The sequence below is a fragment of the Streptomyces sp. NPDC088706 genome, from assembly GCF_044752765.1.
GTDB lineage: Bacteria > Actinomycetota > Actinomycetes > Streptomycetales > Streptomycetaceae > Streptomyces.
In genome coordinates, this window is the sequence record NZ_JBIVLW010000002.1 from 560,477 (window position 1) to 577,918 (window position 17,442).

Sequence of the window (17,442 nt, forward strand, 5' to 3'; positions counted from 1 at the left end):
CGGGAAAGCCATCAGGGGAGTGCGGGCGGGCATACTGCCAAAGGCTGCGCCGAAGTTCCACCCCGCGCCCTATGCATGGTCAGGGGCGCGCCTGGGGAGACTTGTTCGCCAACTCAAGAGTGATGTTCACTCGTTCGAGTGGCGGAGCGGTTGATGCGCGCCCCCCTCTCAAAAGCGCTGGAATGGTCAGAAGCCGTACCAGGAGCGGGGGGTCCTTCTACGTGACCGAGCGTCACCTCTGCTTCAAGGGTGGACGAGTCAAGATTGCGAGCACCGGTGCAGAAGAAGCGGCCGCGGAGCCAGGGCAGCACGCGCGACGGTTCCGGGGCGACGCCTCCGGCTCCGGGCGCCGACAAGCGGGCCGTACGGGTACGGAGTCGGCTGGTCGCCGGGGTCGCCGTCGTCGGGATCATCGTCATCGCCGCAGGAGCCCCCGCGGCGCTGGGCGCGTCCGCCGATCTGGCCGAGTCCCAGCGGCTGGTGACCCTCGCCGGGCTGAACCAGCAGGCCGTCACCCTGGCGCACTCCCTCGCCGACGAGCGGGACGCCGTCACCGCGTACATCGCGGGGGGCCGCGCCGATGACGGCAAGGCCGGCGCCGAGAGCCGCCTCACCCGCACCACCCGGGTCGACCAGCAGATCGACGAGATCCACCAGCCGGCCCCCGCCGCCCTGCGCCGCGACCTGTCCACCGTGCCCTCCCTGCGCCGGGACGCCCTCACCGGCAAGGGCACGGCGTCGGAGGCCCACCAGGCGTACTCCGAGGTCATCGCCAAACTGCACGGCATCTCCGCCGAGCTGGCCGAGAAGACCCCGCCGCGCGCCGCCGACGCCACCCGCGCCCCGCTCGCCCTCGGGGGAGCCGTCGAGCAGGCCTCCGCCACCCGCGGTCTCCTCCTCGCCGCCCTCGCCGTACCGAACCCCGAGCCCGCCGCCCCGCAGACCGACCCCTTCACCGGCCTGCCGGTGGAGACGAGGAACGACGAGGGCAGGCGGGCGGACCGCGAACGGGACGAGCTCAGCGCCGCCGCCCAGCAGGCCCGGGTCCGGGAGCTGGCCTCGCTCGCCGAGTTCGACCAGTCCGCGAACCCCGTGGCGCGCGACAAGCTCTCCGCCACCGTCACGGGACCCGAGGTCAACAGCGCGGAGAAGTACCTCACCCGCCTCACCGACCGCCCCGAGCTCTCCGGCGACGAGCGCGACACCAGCGCCAAGAAGCTGGAGGCCGTGCTCACCGCCCGGGTCGACCGGATGCGCAGCGTCCAGTCCGCTCTCGGCACCGCCCAGGTCCAGCGCCTGGAAGGGCTCCGCGACGACGACGTCACCGCTCTCGAACTGAGCATCGCCCTGCTCGGCGGCTGTTTCCTGCTCGCCGTCGGCGTCTCCACCGCCGTCGCCCGCACCCTGACCCAGCCGCTCGCCGTCCTGCGCATCGGCGCCGCCCGCCTCGCGGACGAGCCGCAGAGCGCCGACCCGGTCCGCTACACCGGCCGCAACGACGAGTTCGCCCAGGTCGTCCGCTCGACGAACACCCTGCACGCCAAGTTGACGGGGTTGCAGCAGGAGTTCACCGGCCGCTTCGAGAGCCTCAGCGGCGAGCACGCCGAACTGATCGCGGGCCGCGAGGCGCTCACCCTCCAGCGCGCCGAACTCCAGGTCCAGGCCGCCGAGCTCGCCGCCCAGTTGGAGCGGCTGAAGAACACCGTCCACGACACCTTCGTCAACCTCTCGCTTCGCAACCTCGGCCTGGTCGAGCGGCAGCTCGGCGTCATCGAGAGCCTGGAGGAGCGCGAGCAGGACCCGGAGCGCCTCGCCACTCTGTTCAAGCTGGACCACATGGCCACGGTCATGCGCCGCCACAGCGAGAACATGCTCGTCCTGGCGGGCACCGAGCACGGGCACAGCCACGCCGGTCCGATTCCGCTGGTGGACGTGGCCCGTGCGGCCGTCAGCGAGATCGAGCGGTACGAGCGGGTCACCATCCAGTCCCTGCCGCCGCACGCCCAGATCGCCGGCTTCGCCGCCGACGACCTCAGCCACCTCCTCGCCGAACTCCTGGAGAACGCGACCTCCTTCTCGCCGCCGGACTCCCACGTCGAGCTCTCCGGCTGGCTGCTGGAGACCGGCGAGGTGATGCTCTCCGTGCAGGACGGGGGCATCGGCATGTCGGCGGTCCGGGTGGGCGAGCTCAATGCGAGGCTGGCCGACCCGGCCTCGTTCGAGGCGGGGGAGCAGAGTGCCGACGGGGCCGGACTGGGCCTCCAGGTCACCTCGTTGCTGGCCGCCCGGCACGGCGTGCGGGTCCAGCTGCGCGAGCAGAAGGGGAGTGGAGTGACGGCCGTCGTCGTCCTGCCGCAGACCCTGCTGCCCAACTCCCTTCCCGCCTCCTCGCCGCCCACCGTGCAGCTGCCCGGCGAGGCGCCGACGCTCAACCTGCCGGGCTCGGTGGCCGAGGCCAACTCCAACGCCCTGCCCAGCCGTACGCCGATCCTGCCGCCGCCCCCGGCCGCGTCGGAGCCTGGTGCCGAGCCCGGCAGGCCCAAGCCCGAGCCGATGCCCGAGCCCGAGCAGGCCGCCGAGCCCGCCGCCGACCCGATGATCGCCGCCGCCGAGCGGGCGATCCGTGAGGCCGGCGCGAAGGAGCCCGCGCCCATCGAGGACGCGCAGGCGCCCGCGGACCCCGGAGCCACCGCCGTACCGCAGCCCAAGCCCGAAGCGGACGCACAGGTGGAGGCACCGGCGGAGGCACAGGCGGAGGCAAGGGCAGAGACCGAGTCGGAGACGGCGACGGCGACGGAGTCCGAGTCGGACTCCGAGATCACGATGCAGGTCCGGCTGCCGAAGCCCCCGGCAGCCCCGGACACTCGGACGGCTCCCGCCACCCCGGCCGCCCCCACCACCCCCGCCACCCCCACCACTCCGGCCGCCCCCGAAGCCTCGCGGCCCGGCCCGTACGCCATCGGCCCCGACCGCCACGAGCGTCCGGCCGAGAGCGGTCCGGGTGACCGCGACCCGGACGGGCCCGCCGTCCACCCCGCCCCCCGCGCCGAGGCCGCCGCCGACACCGTGCCCGGTCCCCGGAAGCCGCAGGCCGGGCGGGTCACCGACAAGGGGCTGCCCAAGCGCACCCCCAAGGTCGTCCGGCCCGAGGGCGCCCCCACCGCCGGCCGCACCGGCAGCCTGGACAAGGACGACCTGCGCCGCAGGCTGGGCAGCTTCCACCAGGCGGCGAAGGAGGGCCGGCGCGATGTCGAGGCCGAGATCGCCGAGTCCACCGGCAACATCGCCCTGGCCGACCACGGGGGCGTGGCCACCGGCCGCACCGGGCACGAGACCACCACCGCACCCGCGACCGGCACCGCACCCGAGACCACCACCGCACCCGCGACCGGCACCGCACACGACACAGGGACCGAGCAGACCGGCGGCCGCACGGACCGCCGGAACGGAGAGACGGGGGACACAGTCGAGGAGGCACGCAGTTGACTGCGCCCAGCACGTTCGGGCTGAGTACCGAGGCCCGGAACCTTCACTGGTTGCTGAGCAATCTCGTGGAGGAGGTGGCAGGGATCCGCTCGGTCACCGTCGTCTCGTCCGACGGGCTGATGCTCCTCTCCTCCGACCCCGGCCATCTGACCGCGAGGACGGCGGCCCCGGAGGCCGGGAAGCCGGACGGGCCCAAGGGCTCCAGCGCCGACCTGGCCACCATCGTCTCCGGTATCGGATCGCTGACCGTCGGAGCCGCGAAGTTGATGGACGGCGGCGGCGTCAAACAGACGATGGTCGCCATGGACGAGGGCAGCGTCTTCGTCATGTCGATCAGCGACGGCTCCCTGCTCGGCGTCCACGCCACCCCGGACTGCGACATGAGCGTCATCGCGTACCACATGGCCCTCTTCGTCGGCCGGGCCGGACACGTCCTCACCCCCGAACTCCGCAGCGAGCTGCGAACATCGATGGAGAGCGCCCAGTGACGACCGCCGCCGCAGCCGAACCCTCCCCCCGGCTTCCGGTCCGCGGGGCCGGCAGGCGCCCCGCCCGGGTCCGCCCGTACTCCCTCACCGGAGGCCGCACCCGGTTCGGGCACGTCCTGCTCGTGGAGACGTTCGTCGCCGCCCTCGAAGCACCCGAGGAGCGCCGCGAGCTCACCAACGGCAACCTGGCCTCGCGGGTCATGCCCGAGCTCCAGGCCATCGTGGAGATCTGCCGCCGGATGCGTACGGTCGCGGAGATCTCGGCCCTGTTGAAGATGCCGCTCGGAGTCGTCCGGGTGCTGCTCAGCGACTTGGCCGACCAGGGAAAGATCCGCGTGTACGGAACCGGTCACGGCACCGGCCAGCCCGACCGCGCATTGCTCGAAAGGGTGCTCAATGGACTCCGCCGTCTCTGAGGCGCCGCTCTTCGCCCCGCGCCGGCCGGGGCCCCGGGACCAGGCCGAGGAAAACCCCCAGGCCTGGCAGCTCGACCACACCCGCGCCCCCACCGCGACCAAGATCGTGGTGGCGGGCGGATTCGGCGTGGGCAAGACGACGTTCGTCGGCTCGGTCTCCGAGATCACGCCGCTGAAGACCGAAGCGCTGATGACCCAGGCCAGCGAGGAGACCGACGACCTCTCCGCGACGCCCGAGAAGACCACCACCACCGTGGCGATGGACTTCGGCCGGCTCACCCTGGACGACGACCTCGTGCTGTACGTCTTCGGCACCCCCGGCCAGCAGCGCTTCTGGTTCATGTGGGACGACCTGGTGCGCGGGGCGATCGGCGCGGTCGTCCTCGCCGACACCCGCCGGCTGGAGGACTGCTTCCCCGCGCTCGACTACTTCGAGAGCTGCGGGCTGCCGTACATCGTGGCGGTCAACCACTTCGAGGGGACGCCCGGCTACGAGGCGCAGGACGTCAGGGAGGCCCTGACCGTACCGCCGCGGGTGCCGATAGTGATCATGGACGCGCGCAACAGGATCACGGTCGTCGAGTCGCTGCTGGCCCTGGTCGGCCACGCTCTCGACGTCACCCCCGCGTAGACCGCCTCGAATCAGAGACAGACAACGGAGAGCCGCGATGCGGAAGATACTCATAGTGGGAGCCGGCCAGTCCGGACTCCAGCTGGCCCTGGGACTGCAGTCCCGCGGGTACGAAGTCACGCTGATGTCCAACCGCACCGCCGACGAGATCCGCACCGGCCGGGTCATGTCGACGCAGTGCATGTTCCACACCGCGCTCCAGCACGAGCGGGACTACCAGCTGAACTTCTGGGAGTCCCAGGCCCCGAAGATCGAGGGCCTCGGCGTCTCCGTCGCCGCTCCCGACTCCTCCCGCGCCATCGACTGGGTCGGCAGGCTCGACGGGTACGCCCAGTCCGTCGACCAGCGCGTGAAGATGGCCGGCTGGATGGAGACCTTCGCCCAGCGTGGCGGGCAGCTCGTCATCCACGGGGCGGCCGTCTCGGACCTGGACTACTTCTCCCGCGCCTACGACCTGGTGATGGTCTCGGCCGGCAAGGGCGAGCTGGTCTCCATGTTCGGCCGGGACGCGGCCCGTTCGCCGTTCGACGCCCCGCAGCGCGCGCTGGCCGTCGCCTACGTCCACGGGATGGGCCCGCGGCCCGAGCACCCGGAGTTCGACGCGGTCCGCTGCAACCTGGTGCCAGGCGTCGGCGAGCTGTTCGTGATGCCGACCCTGACCACCTCAGGCCGCGCCGACATCCTCTTCTGGGAGGGCATCCCGGGCGGCCCGCTGGATGCCTTCCAGGGCATCAAGGACCCCTCCGAGCACCTGGCCAGGACGCTGGAGCTCATGGAGAAGTTCACGCCGTGGGAGTACGCCCGCGCCACCAGGGTCGAGCTGACCGACGCCAACGCCACCCTTGCCGGGCGGTACGCCCCCACGGTCCGCAAGCCGATCGGCCGGCTCCCCGGCGGCGGTCTGGTCCTCGGCGTCGCGGACGTCGTCGTGGCCAACGACCCGATCACCGGTCAGGGCTCCAACTCGGCCTCCAAGTGCGCCAACTCCTACCTGGACTCGATCATCGAGCACGGCGGGAAGGAGTTCGACGCGGCGTGGATGCAGTCCACCTTCGACCGCTACTGGGACACCGCCCAGCACGTCGTGAAGTGGACCAACGCGATGCTGGGGGTCCCGCCGGAGCACGTGCTGAACCTGATCGGCGCCGCCGGCCAACTCCAGCCCGTCGCGGACCGCTTCGCCAACGGGTTCGACGACCCGGCGGACTTCGACGACTTCTTCTTCGAGCCGGAGAAGACGAACGCGTACCTGGCCTCGGTCTCCGGAGCCTGAGCGGCCCACCGCTCCGGTGGCCGGACCCGCACCACCGGTCCGGCCGCCGCGAGCCTATTCGGAAGTCTCTTCCGGCGCCGCCTCCGTGCTGTACCCGGTGTCCGAGCCGTCCCGGGCGCCCTCGGGCAGCTCCGGGAGCGTGTACGCGGACAGCGGTACGCCACCGGGGTCGGGGCGGACGGCCCCCAGCAGCGGGTTGGACGCCACCGGGGAGACCTTCACCTTCGTACCGGGGCGGGGCGCCTGCACCACCAGGCCGTCGCCGATGTACAGCGCCACGTGCGTCGCCTTCGGGAAGTAGACCACCAGGTCACCGGGGCGCAGCGAGGAGACCGGCACCTTCGAGAGCCGCTTCCACTGTTCCTGGGACGTGCGGGGGATCGCCCGGCCCGCCGCCGCCCAGGCCCGGGAGGTCAGCCCGGAGCAGTCGAAGGAGCCGGGCCCCTCCGCGCCCCACTCGTACGGCTTGCCGATCTGCCGGACCGCGTACGTGATGGCGTCACCGCCCTGCCGTGTCGGTGGCCGGGTCGAGCTGAGCGCCCCGGAGGCGACCAGTTCGCGCTGGGCCGCCTCCACGCCCCGCTGTTCCAGGCCCGCCAGCTGGGCCAGCTGCTCGGCGGAGAGCGTGGCCAGCAGCGTCTCCACCTTCTCCAGCTTGCCGCGCACGGTGTCGCGCTGCTTCTTCTGCTGCGCGACCAGCTTCTTCTGCCGGTCGACCGCCTTGCGCGAGGCGGCCGCCAGGGCGTCGGCGCGGCGGGCGTCGCCGGTCAGCCGCTCCACCGTCGCCGCGCGGCCCGCCGCCACCCGCTCGATGACATGGCTCCGGTCCAGGGCGTGCAGGGGGTCCTTGGCCAGCAGCAGCTGGAGGTAGGCGGAGAACTCGGTGCGCCCCTGGTACTGCTCCCGGGCCAGCCGCCCGGCCTCCCCGCGGCTGAGCTCCAGCGAGGCCCGCGCCTTCGCCAGGCCGGCGCTCACCTTCTTCGCCTGCGCGGTCCGCTGCTTCAGCTTCTCGGCGGTGGCGTTGTAGGCCTCGCTCGCCTCCTCCGCCTCCTGGTAGCGCGTCTGCAACTCCCGCAGCAGGGCGGCGACGCTCTTGGGCGCGACGGCCTCGGGGGCGGCGAGCGCGGTCTCCGCGTCGACCTCTTCCGCGTCGGCCTCTTCCGCGTCACCAGGTGCCGCCGCCGCGTCCTCGCCTTCCGGGCTTTTGGGGCGTACGGGCTCCTCGGACGGTACGGGGGCCGGCTCGGCCGGTGCGGCGACGGCGGGGGAGACCGCGAGGGCCGCGGTGAGCGCGGCCGTGCAGACCACGCGCAGGAGCCTGCCTGACACGACATCACCTCCGTGACGGAGACAAGACCCGGGACCGGGGCTCGTTCATAAGTGAGCAAATCTGATTAATCCGGTCACTTGGTGTCAGGTGATGCAAGCACCGCACGGCGTGCCGCCCGGCGGGTTCCCCGGACGGCGGTACGGCCGCCGGCCCCGGCTCGGGCCCGTCGCTCAGGCCGCCGGGAAGGCGTAGAAGGACCTGTCCCGCTGGACGACGACACTCCCGCCGACGGTGAGGGCCCGGTACGGGGCGCTCACCGTGGCCCCCTTCGGGTCGGCCGCCCCGACGTCCTGGAACTTCCACAGGCGCTCCCCGTCAGCCGCGGAGAACGCGGTGAGCTGGGTGGCGTCGGCGGCGAAGAGTGTCCTTCCGCTGCTGCTCAGGGTGAGGGCGGGAGCGTTCCCGATGCCCGGCACCTCGGTCGAGCGCCGCCAGAGGAGACGCCCGCTCTCCCGCTCCACCGCGCCGACCTGCCGGCTCCGCTCGGTGGTGTGGACGAGGGGTCCGGCCACCACCGGGGTGCCGAAGAGCGAACCCGCCGTGCCCGCGACCCGCCAGAGTGGCTTGGTGGTGTCCGCCTCGAACGCCTGGAGATCGGCGCCGACCGCCGCGTACAGGGTCCCGTCCTCGTCGCCCGCGATGCCCGCGACGGGGGAGGCCGTGCCGTACTGCCTGGCCCACCGGAGCTTGCCGGTCTTCCGGTCGAAGGAGCGGATGGAGCCCTTCCCCTTGGCCGCCTTGACCTCGGCCGCCGTCAGGGTGACCGCTTCCTGGCGGACGAGCAGATCGGCCGAGCGCGCCGCGACGACCCGGTGGAGAGGCGTGCCGGGGGCGCGACCCGCCGGTACCGGCGTACGCCAGACCTCCGCGCGCCGGACGATGTCGTACGCGAAGAAGAACGCCTGGACGACCCGCTTGTCCGCCGCCTTCTTCTTGCCCTTCTTCGGCTTGGGGGCCCTCACGGTGACCGCGTGCGAGCCGGTGAACCAGATGACGGGCCCGGACTGGCCCGCCAGGCGTCCGACCTGAAGGTCCGGCAGGTCGGCGAACCCGTCCGCGTACCGCACACGGTGCACGACCGTGCCGTCCTTCGGCGCCAGCCAGAGGAACTCCGTGGGGCTCGCCACGAAGCACAGGTCGCCCGCCGCCAGCGCCGCCTGGCCCTTGGCGGCGTCCGCGCGCTGCCAGACACGCTTGCCGGTACGCAGGTCGACGGCGCTCGCCTGGCTCTCGCTGGTCACCACCAGCAGCCGGTCCCGCCAGAGCGCGGCGGTCAGCGGGGAGGACTCGGAGGCCGGGTGGGAGTAGCTCCATCGTGGCTCGGGGGGCCGGCCCGGCAGCGTACGGCGCGGCTTCGGCGCGGGCTTGTCGTCCGTGGCGGCCACGCTCTCCCCGCCACCGATGGCGGCGACCGCCCCGCCGCCCACCACGAGCCCGCCGACCGCTGCGGCCGCGATGGCGATCAGGGTCCGGCGGTCGGTGGCGGGGCCGGCCGGAGGAGCGGGCGCGGGCGGGAGGGGCAGCGCCACCATGGGGCTGCCACCGCCTCGCCCACCGCCGCCCTGGCCACCGCCGTGGCCACCGCCGCCGTGGCCACCGCCGTCAGGTCCTGCCCCGTCGGGTCCTGCCCCGTTGGGGGCTTGGCCCGGGCCGGCGGAGCCCGGAAGCACGGCGGCCGGGTAGGGGGCAGGGCTGCCGTAGGCGTGGTGGTGGCCCGGGTCGGAGGCCTGGGCCAGGGCCGGGTTCGGGCCTGGGGGCAGCTCGGGGGGGAGGGTGAGCTGGGCGGTCGCGCGGTCGGACCGGGGCTGCTTGGGGCCGGTGTTGAGGAAGCGGGTGGTGCCCCGGTCCTCGCCGATGTCCCCGCTGCCGGTGCCCTGGGTCTTGCCGGGGCGCGCGTCCGGCGGGGTGGCGGGAGCGGCGACGGCAGCGGCAGCACTCGCGCCCGCTGCTGGAGCCACGTCGGCAGCGGTGGCATCCGCGTCCGCCGCTGGAACTACGCCGGTAGTGGCGGCATCCGCGTCCGCTGCTGGAACCGCGCTGGCAGCGGCGGCATCCGCGTCCGCCGCCCCCGAGGTGTCGGTCTCCTCGGCCTCCCCCGGCACCTCCAGCGCCCGCACCCGCGCCTCCTGGTCCGCGATCGCCGCCGTGAGCCGCTCGGGGAGCCAGCCGCCCCGGGCGAGGCCCGCCGCGCCCTCCAGGGCCAGGTCGGCGGCGACCGTGCCGGCGGTGGGCCGCTCGGCCGGGTCCTTGGCCAGGCAGCCCGCGATCAGGCCGCGCAACTCCTCCGGTACGGCGTCCAGTTCCGGGTCGGCCTCGGCGATCCGGCGGGCGGCCTCCTCGGGCGGGCCCTCCGTGAACGGGGTCGACCCGGTAGCCGCGTACGCCAACAGCAGCCCCAGCACGAACAGGTCGGAAGCCGTACCGACCTCCTGGCCCTGGACCTGCTCCGGCGTGAGATAGCCCAGGCGGACCGAGAGCTGTCCGCCCGGCTTCGCCTCGGCCGCCGCTGCCGCGCCGAGCGGCCCGAACGCGGTGAGCCGGGGCCCGTCCTCGGCCAGCAGCACCGTGCCCGGGGCGAGCCCCTGGAGCGCGGAGCCGGCCGCGTGGACCCGGGAGAGGATCTCGGCGATGCCCGCACCCAGTATCCGCAGGGCGCGTCCCGGCAGCGGACCTGCGACGCCGATCGCCTCCGCCAGCGGCAGCGCGGGGACGTAACCCGTCGCCGTCCACAGGAGTCCGGAGCCCCCGGTCCCGCCCTCACCGGTCTCCAGGAGCGGGGTCACCCAGCCGCCCGCGAGGCGTTCGGCGGTGCGGGCCTCGGCCTGGAAGCGGCGCCGGAAGGCCGGTACGGCGGCGAGCGCGGGGCGCGCGGCGGTGATCACGGCGAGCTCGCCGGAACCGGTGTCCCGTGCCACGTACTGCACGGCGCTCGCGGTTTCGCGGAAGCGGTCCAGCACGGTGAAACGGCCGAACCGGCGCGGATCTTCGCTACGCAGCGCCTCCATGGCGCACCCCCCTTGTGACCGTCCTTCAGCGCCGGGCGACCCGTCCCCCGGCACCTGACCGTCGATCTTAGGGCCTGCGCCCCCGCACGGGTCTCAGCCGCCGCTCGCGGGCTTCGACCAGGGCCACTTGAGGGTGCGGCGGACGCGACCGCCGGGTGCGTAGGCGTACACCCAGCCGCGTTGCAGCCCGAGGCGCTTGGTGTAGCCGGCCGGGACGCGTTCGTAGGCGTACACGGTGGGCGGGCCGCCGTCCGGGGAGGGCACGGGGACCTCGTACCACTTGGGCGGGTGGCCGGTCGGGCCGACCAGGACGGGCAGTACCCGGCCGTCCAGGGGGCCGCCCTTGAAAGGGGTGTTCTCGCTCTTCACCTGGTCAGTCTGCCGCAGGGGCGTGCGGCAGCAGGTGCGCCGCCTCGGCCACGACCGGGATCACCAGCTCGGCCAGCCGTCCGGCCGGTCCGTCCGAGGACTCCAGGGCCAGCAGGTCGCGCACCACCGACGCGGTCTCCTCGTCGGTGGCGGCGGTCGCCGCGAGCAGGGCGATGAGCTGGTCGACCAGCCAGCCGCGCAGCTCGGCCGCCGGGGGCTGCTTGCCCTCGTCCAGCCAGATCAGCGACGCCGCCTCGACGGCCGCGATCCAGCTGCGGACCATCATGCGCAGCCGCGGCCCGGCGCTGCGCGGCCCGGTGCCGCCGATCCGGCCCAGGTGACTGAGGATCTCCTCGGCCGCCGCCCGGCGTACGCCGTCCACGATGGTCGTCGTACGGGAGGTCTCCACCACGCTCCCGCCGCGCAGCAGCGCGCTGAAGCCCGTGTCGTGCTCGTCGACGAAGCGGAGGTAACGGTCCAGCACCCGGGCCACCCGCTCGGTGGGCGGGCCCACCGGCGGCTCGGTGAAGCAGAGCTTCAGCTCGTCGGCGGCCGAGCCGAGCGCGGCCTCGTACAACTGCTGCCGGCCGCCCGGGAAGTAGCGGTAGACCAGCGGCCGGGAGACCCCGGCCGCCACCGCCACCTCGTCCAGCGAGACGTCGTCGGGGGCCCGGTGGGCGAAGAGGCCGAGCGCCGCGACCAGGAGCTGGGCGCGGCGCTCCTCGACACTGAGCCTGCGGTACGCGCGGGGCGGCGGGGCTGCGGCGGTGGACGTCATGCCCCCGAGACTAGAGGGTGTCCGCCGGTACACCCTCAGGCCAGCAGTCCGGAGCTGCGCCACAGCCTGCGGCCGACGCCGTTCAGCAGCCCGATGTCGTCGAAGAAGTCCGTCAGCCGCTTGGCGCCGGTCTGCATCACCTCCGCACGGTGGCCGCTCGCCTTCACCTGGGCGACGGCCTCGCGGCGGTCCAGGCCGACGTTCTCGTACACCTGCGGGTTGACGAAGCAGACGGAGAAGACCCGGGCCGCCTCGCCGCAGCTGACCTTGGTGAGCTCGCGCTCCCAGCGCGGGGCGGTCACCATCTGGCGGCGCAGCTCCTCCCGGGCATACCGGACGTGCCGCGCCTCCTCGATCACATGGATGCGGGTCACGCCGCGCACCAGGGTCTGCACCCGCTCGTCCGGGAAGGTCAGCCGCTGCATCCAGTCGAGGATCTCCTCACCGAGCAGGGTCGCGGCGAACGAACCGGGCGTGGTGGAGACGGTCTTCAGGACCCGGGCCAGGTTGTGGTAGACGCGCGGCACCGGGTAGGTCGGCGCGCCACCCCAGTCGATCATGCGGCCGAACATCATGGAGTGCCGGCACTCGTCGGCTATCTCCGTCAGGGCGTAGCGGACGTGGTTGCTGGTGACGGGCTTGTCGTAGACGTGCCGGACCAGCAGCTGCATCAGGATGATCTCGAACCAGATGCCGAGCGAGGCGAGGGCCGCGCCCTCGTGCCGGGAGAGGTCCAGGCGCTGTTCCTGCGACATCCGGTGCCACATCGGGGTGTCGTAGAGCGAGAGCAGCTCCGGCGGCCAGAACCACCGGCCCTCCTCGACCGCCGCGTCCCAGTCGAGTTCGGTGTCGGGGTCGAAGGAGTGCTTGGCCGAGGATTCGAGCAGGCGCGCGGCGATCTGCTCACGGTCGCGGAGCGGTCCGAGTGCGTCGCGGAGCACGGTGACAGCGCGATCGGTCACGGTCGTCATGGCGGGAGCACCTCACACAGGGGTTGCCGGGCACAGGAGTTACCGGCGGTCATCCCTTATGAGACTGCTCGTCAGCAAGGCCGTCAATCCCTTGCGCACAACTCCGCGCGACTTGTTGACCCGCCGTCTACCAACGTGTGAACCTGCGGGAGGGGGCGGCAGGCGGCCGGCGAACGCGCTCAACCGCCTCCGGCGTCACGGAACTTGTCAAGCCGCACGCGTCAGTCGAGGCGAAGGAGCCGTCCGTGTCCACTCATGACCTCTACACCACCCCGCCGGCGGAACCGCTCTGGCAGGTCCCCGCCACCGGGGCGGCCCGGTTCAGCTGGGACTACGACGACGGCCGCGAGCGCCTCCTCGCCCTCTACCAGAAGGGCAAGGACAAGCAGTGGGACGGTGACAAGCGCATCGACTGGTCGCTGGAGGTCGACCCCACCGACCCGCTCGGCACCCCCGACGAGGCGCTGACGCTGTACGGCACCCCGCACTGGGCGAAGATGACGGAGCGGGACCGGGGCGAGCTGCGCAAGCACTACACCTCCTGGCAGTTCAGCCAGTTCCTCCACGGCGAACAGGGCGCGATGGTCTGCGCGGCCAGGATCGTGGAGTCCGTCCCCGACCTGGACGCCAAGTTCTACTCCGCCACCCAGACCATGGACGAGGCCCGGCACGCGGAGATCTACGGCCGCTTCCTGCACGAGAAGATCGGCATGCTCTACCCGGTCAACGACAACCTCCAGGGGCTGCTGGGCGACACCCTGCGCGACTCCCGCTGGGACATGCCCTACCTCGGGATGCAGGTACTCATAGAGGGACTGGCGCTCGCCGCCTTCGGGATGATCCGCGACACCACCACCAAGCCGCTGCCCAAGCAGATCCTCGCCTACGTGATGCAGGACGAGGCCCGGCACGTCGCCTTCGGGCGGATGGCGCTGCGCGACTACTACAAGCAGCTCGGCGACGCCGAACTCCGCGAGCGCGAGGAGTTCGTCATCGAGGGCTGCTACCTGATGCGCGACCGGCTCAGCGGCGTGGAGGTCCTGGAGAACTTCGGCATCGGCAAGCAGGAGGCGAAGGACCTCTCGGAGCACTCGGAGTTCCTCCAGCTCTTCCGCAAGCTCCTGTTCAGCCGGATCGTCCCGTGCGTCAAGGACATCGGCCTGTGGGGGCCGCGGCTCCAGAAGGCGTACGTCGACATGGGCGTCCTGGAACTCGGCGACTCCAACCTGGACCTGCTCATGTCCCAGGACGAGGAGATAGCCGAGGAACTGGACCGCGAACGCTTCGCCGCCGAGGAGGAGGCCCGGGTGGCGGAGGTCGCGGAGGCGATCGGGGAGGGGCGGGACGCGGCCTGACACGCGTGGCCGCACCGGAGCGTGCGCGCGTACACGAGGAGCGTGCGCGCCTGACAGGGGCGTCGAACGGGGAGCGTACGAGCGGGATGCGCGTCGTCGCACCGGGAGCGTGCGCCGGTGCGGGCCGGCCACCGGTGCGGGCCGGCGACCGGTCGCGGGCCGGCCACCGGATGTCGGGTGTACGCCACCGGCGTCCTCGCGGCACGATGCCGGTATGACGAAGAACCAGCCCCCGACCACCGCCGCCGGACTCACGGCCGCCCGCCGCAGCCTCGAAGCGCTCGCACTCGGCGACGCGTTCGGTGAGCGCTGGTTCCCCCTCTTCCGCGAACGCCGCCGGGCCCTTGAGGAGATCCGGGCCCGGCGCACCCCGCAGGAACCGCTGTGGCCCTGGACCGACGACACGGCCCTGGCCCTCGCCCTACAGCGCTCCCTCGACGAGCACGGCCAGGTCGACCAGGACCATCTGGCGCTCTGCTACGCCCTCGCCTTCGACGCCGACCAGGCCCGTGGCTACGGGCACGGCATGCACCTCCTGCTGCCCCAGCTCCTCGTCGCCCCCTCCGACTGGCGCACCCTGGCCCCCGGGCTCTTCGACGGGGGCAGCCTCGGCAACGGCGCGGCCATGCGGGTCGCCCCGCTCGGCGCCCGCTTCCACGAGGACCTGGACCGGGTGGTGGAGCAGGCCGCGCTCTCCGCGGCCGTCACCCACGCCCACCCGGACGGCATCGCGGGCGCGGTGGCGGTCGCCGTGGCGGCGGCGCTGTCGGTGCGGGGCGAGTTCACGCTGGAGGCGGTCGCGGACCGGACGCCCGAGGGTCCGGTACGGGAGGGAGTGCGGCACGCCGCGCGAACCCCCCTCACCACGGAACCCGCGCGGGCGGCGGATCTCCTCGGCAACGGGCAGCGCATCCGGGCCGACGACACCGTGCCCTTCGCCCTGTGGACCGCGGCCCGCCACGCAGGCGACCTGGAGGCGGCACTCTGGGCCACGGCGGAGGGGTTCGGCGACGTGGACACGACCTGCGCCATCACCGCCGGGGTGGTCGGGGCGGCGACCGTGACGGCCGGGGCACCGGAGGAATGGCTGCGCAGGCGCGAGCCGTTGGGGTGAGGCCCACCGGGGCGACCGGGGCCTCCGGCGCCACTGGGGCCCCCGGGGCGACCGGGGCGACCGGGGTGACCGGGGCCACTGGGCCCACCGGGCCCACCGGGCCCACCGGGGCCGCCGGGGCCACTGGGGCCCCCGGGGCGACCGGGCCCATCGCACACGTGTCGTACGGTGAGCGCATGACCACCCCGCCGCAGGGCCCGTACGGGCCGCCCCCGCCCCCGCAGAACCCCTACGGCTCGCCGGCCGCCGCTCCCGGGGTGCCGCCGCAACAGCCCTACGGCTCCCCGCAGCAGCCCCCGGCCGCCCCGCCCCAACAGGGCGGCGGCTGGGGGCAGCCCGGCTGGGGACAGCAGCCCGGCATACCCGGCGCGGGCGGTCCGGGTGCGGCCGGCTGGCCGCCCCAGGGGCCGCCGCCGCGGAAGAAGCGGACCGCGCTGATCGTCGGCATCGTGGCCGGCGCGGTCCTGTTGGCGGGCGGAATCACCTACGGCGTCTCCCAGTTGGCCGGCAGGACCACCGATGCTGCGTTTCCGGAGGCGGAGTACAAGGTCGTCCTGCAACAGAAGCTGCTGGAAGGCGAGTTCACCCTGTCCCAGGACCTGTCGTCGACCGAGGGCAAAAAGATCGAGGAGATGTACGACCCCACCGTCCGGGACGCGAAGGCCGTGGTCGGGCAGTACAGCTCGGCCAAGGGCGGGGCCTTGGTGATCTCCGGGATGTACGGGCGGTTCAGCAGCCCGGAGGTCATGACCGGCAAGATGATGGAGGGCGGGGCCGCCGGGAACGGCGCGACCGTCCTCGTCCAGCCGAAGGAATTCACCCCCGCCGGCTACGACATCACCCTGACGTGCCAGGTGCTCCAGTCGAGCCAGGGCGGTGTGCGGGCCAACGTGCCGATGTGCGCCTGGGGCGACGACAACACCGGGGTGTCCGTGGGGATCATCCGCCCCGAGACCGCCTTGAAGGACGGCAGGACGATCGACCTGGAGGCGGTCGCGGAAGAGACCGCGAAGATCCGCGAGGAGGTCCGCCGACCGATCGGCTGACCGATCGGCGTCCGGGTGGACGGCGGGGTCCGGTGGACGGCCGGGGTCCCGGTGGACGGCCGGGGTCATGTCGAGGTCATGGCCGCACGGTGGGCAGGGCGTTCTCCACCGCGCGGGCCATGCCGAGCAGCGAGGCGTCCGCCCCGCGCGCCGCCACCAGCTGGAGCCCCACCGGGCAGCCGTCCCCGGTGAAACCGGCGGGCAGGCTGGCTGCCGGATGTCCGCTCAGGTTGAACGCCCAGGTCAGGGCGGTGGAGTACAGCGCGCCCGGGCCTTCGTGCCCGTGCGGCCGGTTCGGCGTGACCGGGGTCAGCAAGAGGGGTACCGCGGCGAAGAGGTCGTCCAGCCGCCCGTCGTTCGCCCGCCGGACCAGGGCCGCCGCCGGGGCCTCGGGCGATCCGCCCCGTACCGCCTGCCAGGCCCGCCCCGGGTCGAGCAGGGCGCAGCCGGTGTCCACCAGGCGTACGGTCCCCGCCGCGTCGAGCCGGTCCACCGCCGCCCGGACGACGGCCGCCACCTCCGGGTCCACATCCGCGAAGCCGAGGTCGTCGCTGTACACGGCGGTCAGCGGGAGGGCGGGGGCGGCGGGCTCCTCGTAGCCGTCGAGTACATGGCGGAGATACCGTTCGGCTCCGGCCGCCGACCGGGCCAGCACCCCCGCCGACGCGAGCCCGGACCGGTCGGCGGAGGGGAGCAGCCCGTTCGTCGTCTTCAGCCCGAACACCCCGCACCAGGCGGCCGGGATGCGGACCGACCCGGCCCCGTCGCCGCCCGTCGCCAGCCCCACCATCCCCGCCGCCACCGCGACCGCCGCCCCCGCCGACGAACCGCCGGGCGTCCGGTCCGCCCGCCACGGGTTGACCGTACGGCCGCGAACGCCCTGTCCCCAGGTCTGCCAGTACGTGCCGGGGCCGGGCACCGAGGTCGCGCCGACCGGGACACCGCCCGCAGCGATCAGCCGGCGGGCCGCGTACGAGCGGATACCGGTGGGCCCCTTCACCGCGAAGGGCAGCCCACGCAGGGGGAGTCGCCGCGCGGCCGGCTCGCGGGCGAGGGCCTCCTCGGGCCAGACCTCGATGAAGGCGTTGAGCGCCGGGTCCCGTCGGGCGATCCGCTCCAGGGCCCGCGCCACGGCGGACGGTGTCCTCGTCATGCGCCCCACTCTCCCCCGTACCACCCC

At 73.5% G+C, this 17,442-nt stretch carries 14 protein-coding genes; 8 read left to right on the plus strand and 6 right to left on the minus strand.

Going from position 1 to position 17,442, the window contains the following annotated elements; translation table 11 throughout:
- The first annotated feature begins 276 nt into the window (after positions 1 to 276).
- Genes ACIQAK_RS08185 through ACIQAK_RS08205 form a run of 5 tightly spaced genes read left to right on the plus strand, consistent with a single transcriptional unit; the run spans position 277 to position 6,294 of the window.
- A complete protein-coding gene (locus tag ACIQAK_RS08185) occupies positions 277 to 3,486 on the plus strand; it encodes a nitrate- and nitrite sensing domain-containing protein (RefSeq protein WP_366387815.1) in 3,210 nt (1,069 codons plus the stop codon).
- Positions 3,483 to 3,974 carry a roadblock/LC7 domain-containing protein gene (locus ACIQAK_RS08190; protein ID WP_366387456.1) on the plus strand — a complete coding sequence of 164 codons (492 nt, stop codon included), beginning with the start codon at positions 3,483 to 3,485 and terminating at the stop codon, positions 3,972 to 3,974. Before ACIQAK_RS08185 ends, ACIQAK_RS08190 begins: the two co-directional genes overlap by 4 nt.
- On the plus strand, positions 3,971 to 4,390 hold the full coding sequence (locus ACIQAK_RS08195) for a DUF742 domain-containing protein (protein WP_366387457.1): 420 nt from the start codon (positions 3,971 to 3,973) through the stop codon (positions 4,388 to 4,390). Before ACIQAK_RS08190 ends, ACIQAK_RS08195 begins: the two co-directional genes overlap by 4 nt.
- A complete protein-coding gene (locus tag ACIQAK_RS08200) occupies positions 4,371 to 5,021 on the plus strand; it encodes an ATP/GTP-binding protein (RefSeq protein ID WP_366387458.1) in 651 nt (216 codons plus the stop codon). The genes ACIQAK_RS08195 and ACIQAK_RS08200 overlap by 20 nt, the downstream gene beginning before the upstream one ends.
- A gap of 37 nt (positions 5,022 to 5,058) precedes the next feature.
- Entirely contained in the window at positions 5,059 to 6,294 is a 1,236-nt protein-coding gene (locus ACIQAK_RS08205; RefSeq protein ID WP_366387459.1) for a styrene monooxygenase/indole monooxygenase family protein, read from the plus strand.
- 54 nt (positions 6,295 to 6,348) lie between these two features.
- On the opposite strand, the gene ACIQAK_RS08210 is transcribed toward ACIQAK_RS08205, so the two are convergent.
- The 5 genes from ACIQAK_RS08210 to ACIQAK_RS08230 all read right to left on the minus strand — a co-directional run bounded on the left by ACIQAK_RS08210 (position 6,349) and on the right by ACIQAK_RS08230 (position 12,747).
- Positions 6,349 to 7,623, minus strand: coding sequence for a C40 family peptidase (locus tag ACIQAK_RS08210; RefSeq protein ID WP_366387460.1), 1,275 nt, complete (start codon positions 7,621 to 7,623; stop codon positions 6,349 to 6,351).
- 171 nt (positions 7,624 to 7,794) lie between these two features.
- Entirely contained in the window at positions 7,795 to 10,629 is a 2,835-nt protein-coding gene (locus ACIQAK_RS08215) for a PQQ-binding-like beta-propeller repeat protein (RefSeq protein WP_366387461.1), read from the minus strand.
- Between the two features lie 93 nt (positions 10,630 to 10,722).
- Positions 10,723 to 10,998, minus strand: a complete 276-nt coding sequence (locus ACIQAK_RS08220; protein WP_366387462.1) for a hypothetical protein — start codon at positions 10,996 to 10,998, stop codon at positions 10,723 to 10,725.
- 4 nt (positions 10,999 to 11,002) lie between these two features.
- A complete protein-coding gene (locus ACIQAK_RS08225) occupies positions 11,003 to 11,776 on the minus strand; it encodes a TetR/AcrR family transcriptional regulator (RefSeq protein ID WP_366387463.1) in 774 nt (257 codons plus the stop codon).
- A 35-nt stretch (positions 11,777 to 11,811) separates the two neighbouring features.
- Entirely contained in the window at positions 11,812 to 12,747 is a 936-nt protein-coding gene (locus ACIQAK_RS08230; protein ID WP_366387464.1) for a diiron oxygenase, read from the minus strand.
- A 245-nt stretch (positions 12,748 to 12,992) separates the two neighbouring features.
- Between ACIQAK_RS08230 and ACIQAK_RS08235 the strand changes: the two genes are divergently transcribed.
- The 3 genes from ACIQAK_RS08235 to ACIQAK_RS08245 all read left to right on the plus strand — a co-directional run bounded on the left by ACIQAK_RS08235 (position 12,993) and on the right by ACIQAK_RS08245 (position 16,262).
- Entirely contained in the window at positions 12,993 to 14,102 is a 1,110-nt protein-coding gene (locus ACIQAK_RS08235) for a ferritin-like domain-containing protein (RefSeq protein ID WP_366387465.1), read from the plus strand.
- Between the two features lie 214 nt (positions 14,103 to 14,316).
- Positions 14,317 to 15,216 (plus strand): ADP-ribosylglycohydrolase family protein, encoded by a 900-nt coding sequence (locus ACIQAK_RS08240; RefSeq protein WP_366387466.1) that lies wholly within the window; start codon positions 14,317 to 14,319, stop codon positions 15,214 to 15,216.
- Positions 15,217 to 15,392: 176 nt separating this feature from the next.
- Positions 15,393 to 16,262, plus strand: coding sequence for a hypothetical protein (locus ACIQAK_RS08245; protein WP_366387467.1), 870 nt, complete (start codon positions 15,393 to 15,395; stop codon positions 16,260 to 16,262).
- Between the two features lie 76 nt (positions 16,263 to 16,338).
- Here the strand turns inward: ACIQAK_RS08245 and ACIQAK_RS08250 are convergent, their stop codons facing one another.
- Positions 16,339 to 17,415: an amidase family protein gene (locus tag ACIQAK_RS08250; RefSeq protein ID WP_366387468.1), complete on the minus strand. Its 1,077-nt coding sequence runs from the start codon at positions 17,413 to 17,415 to the stop codon at positions 16,339 to 16,341.
- Positions 17,416 to 17,442: the final 27 nt, after the last annotated feature.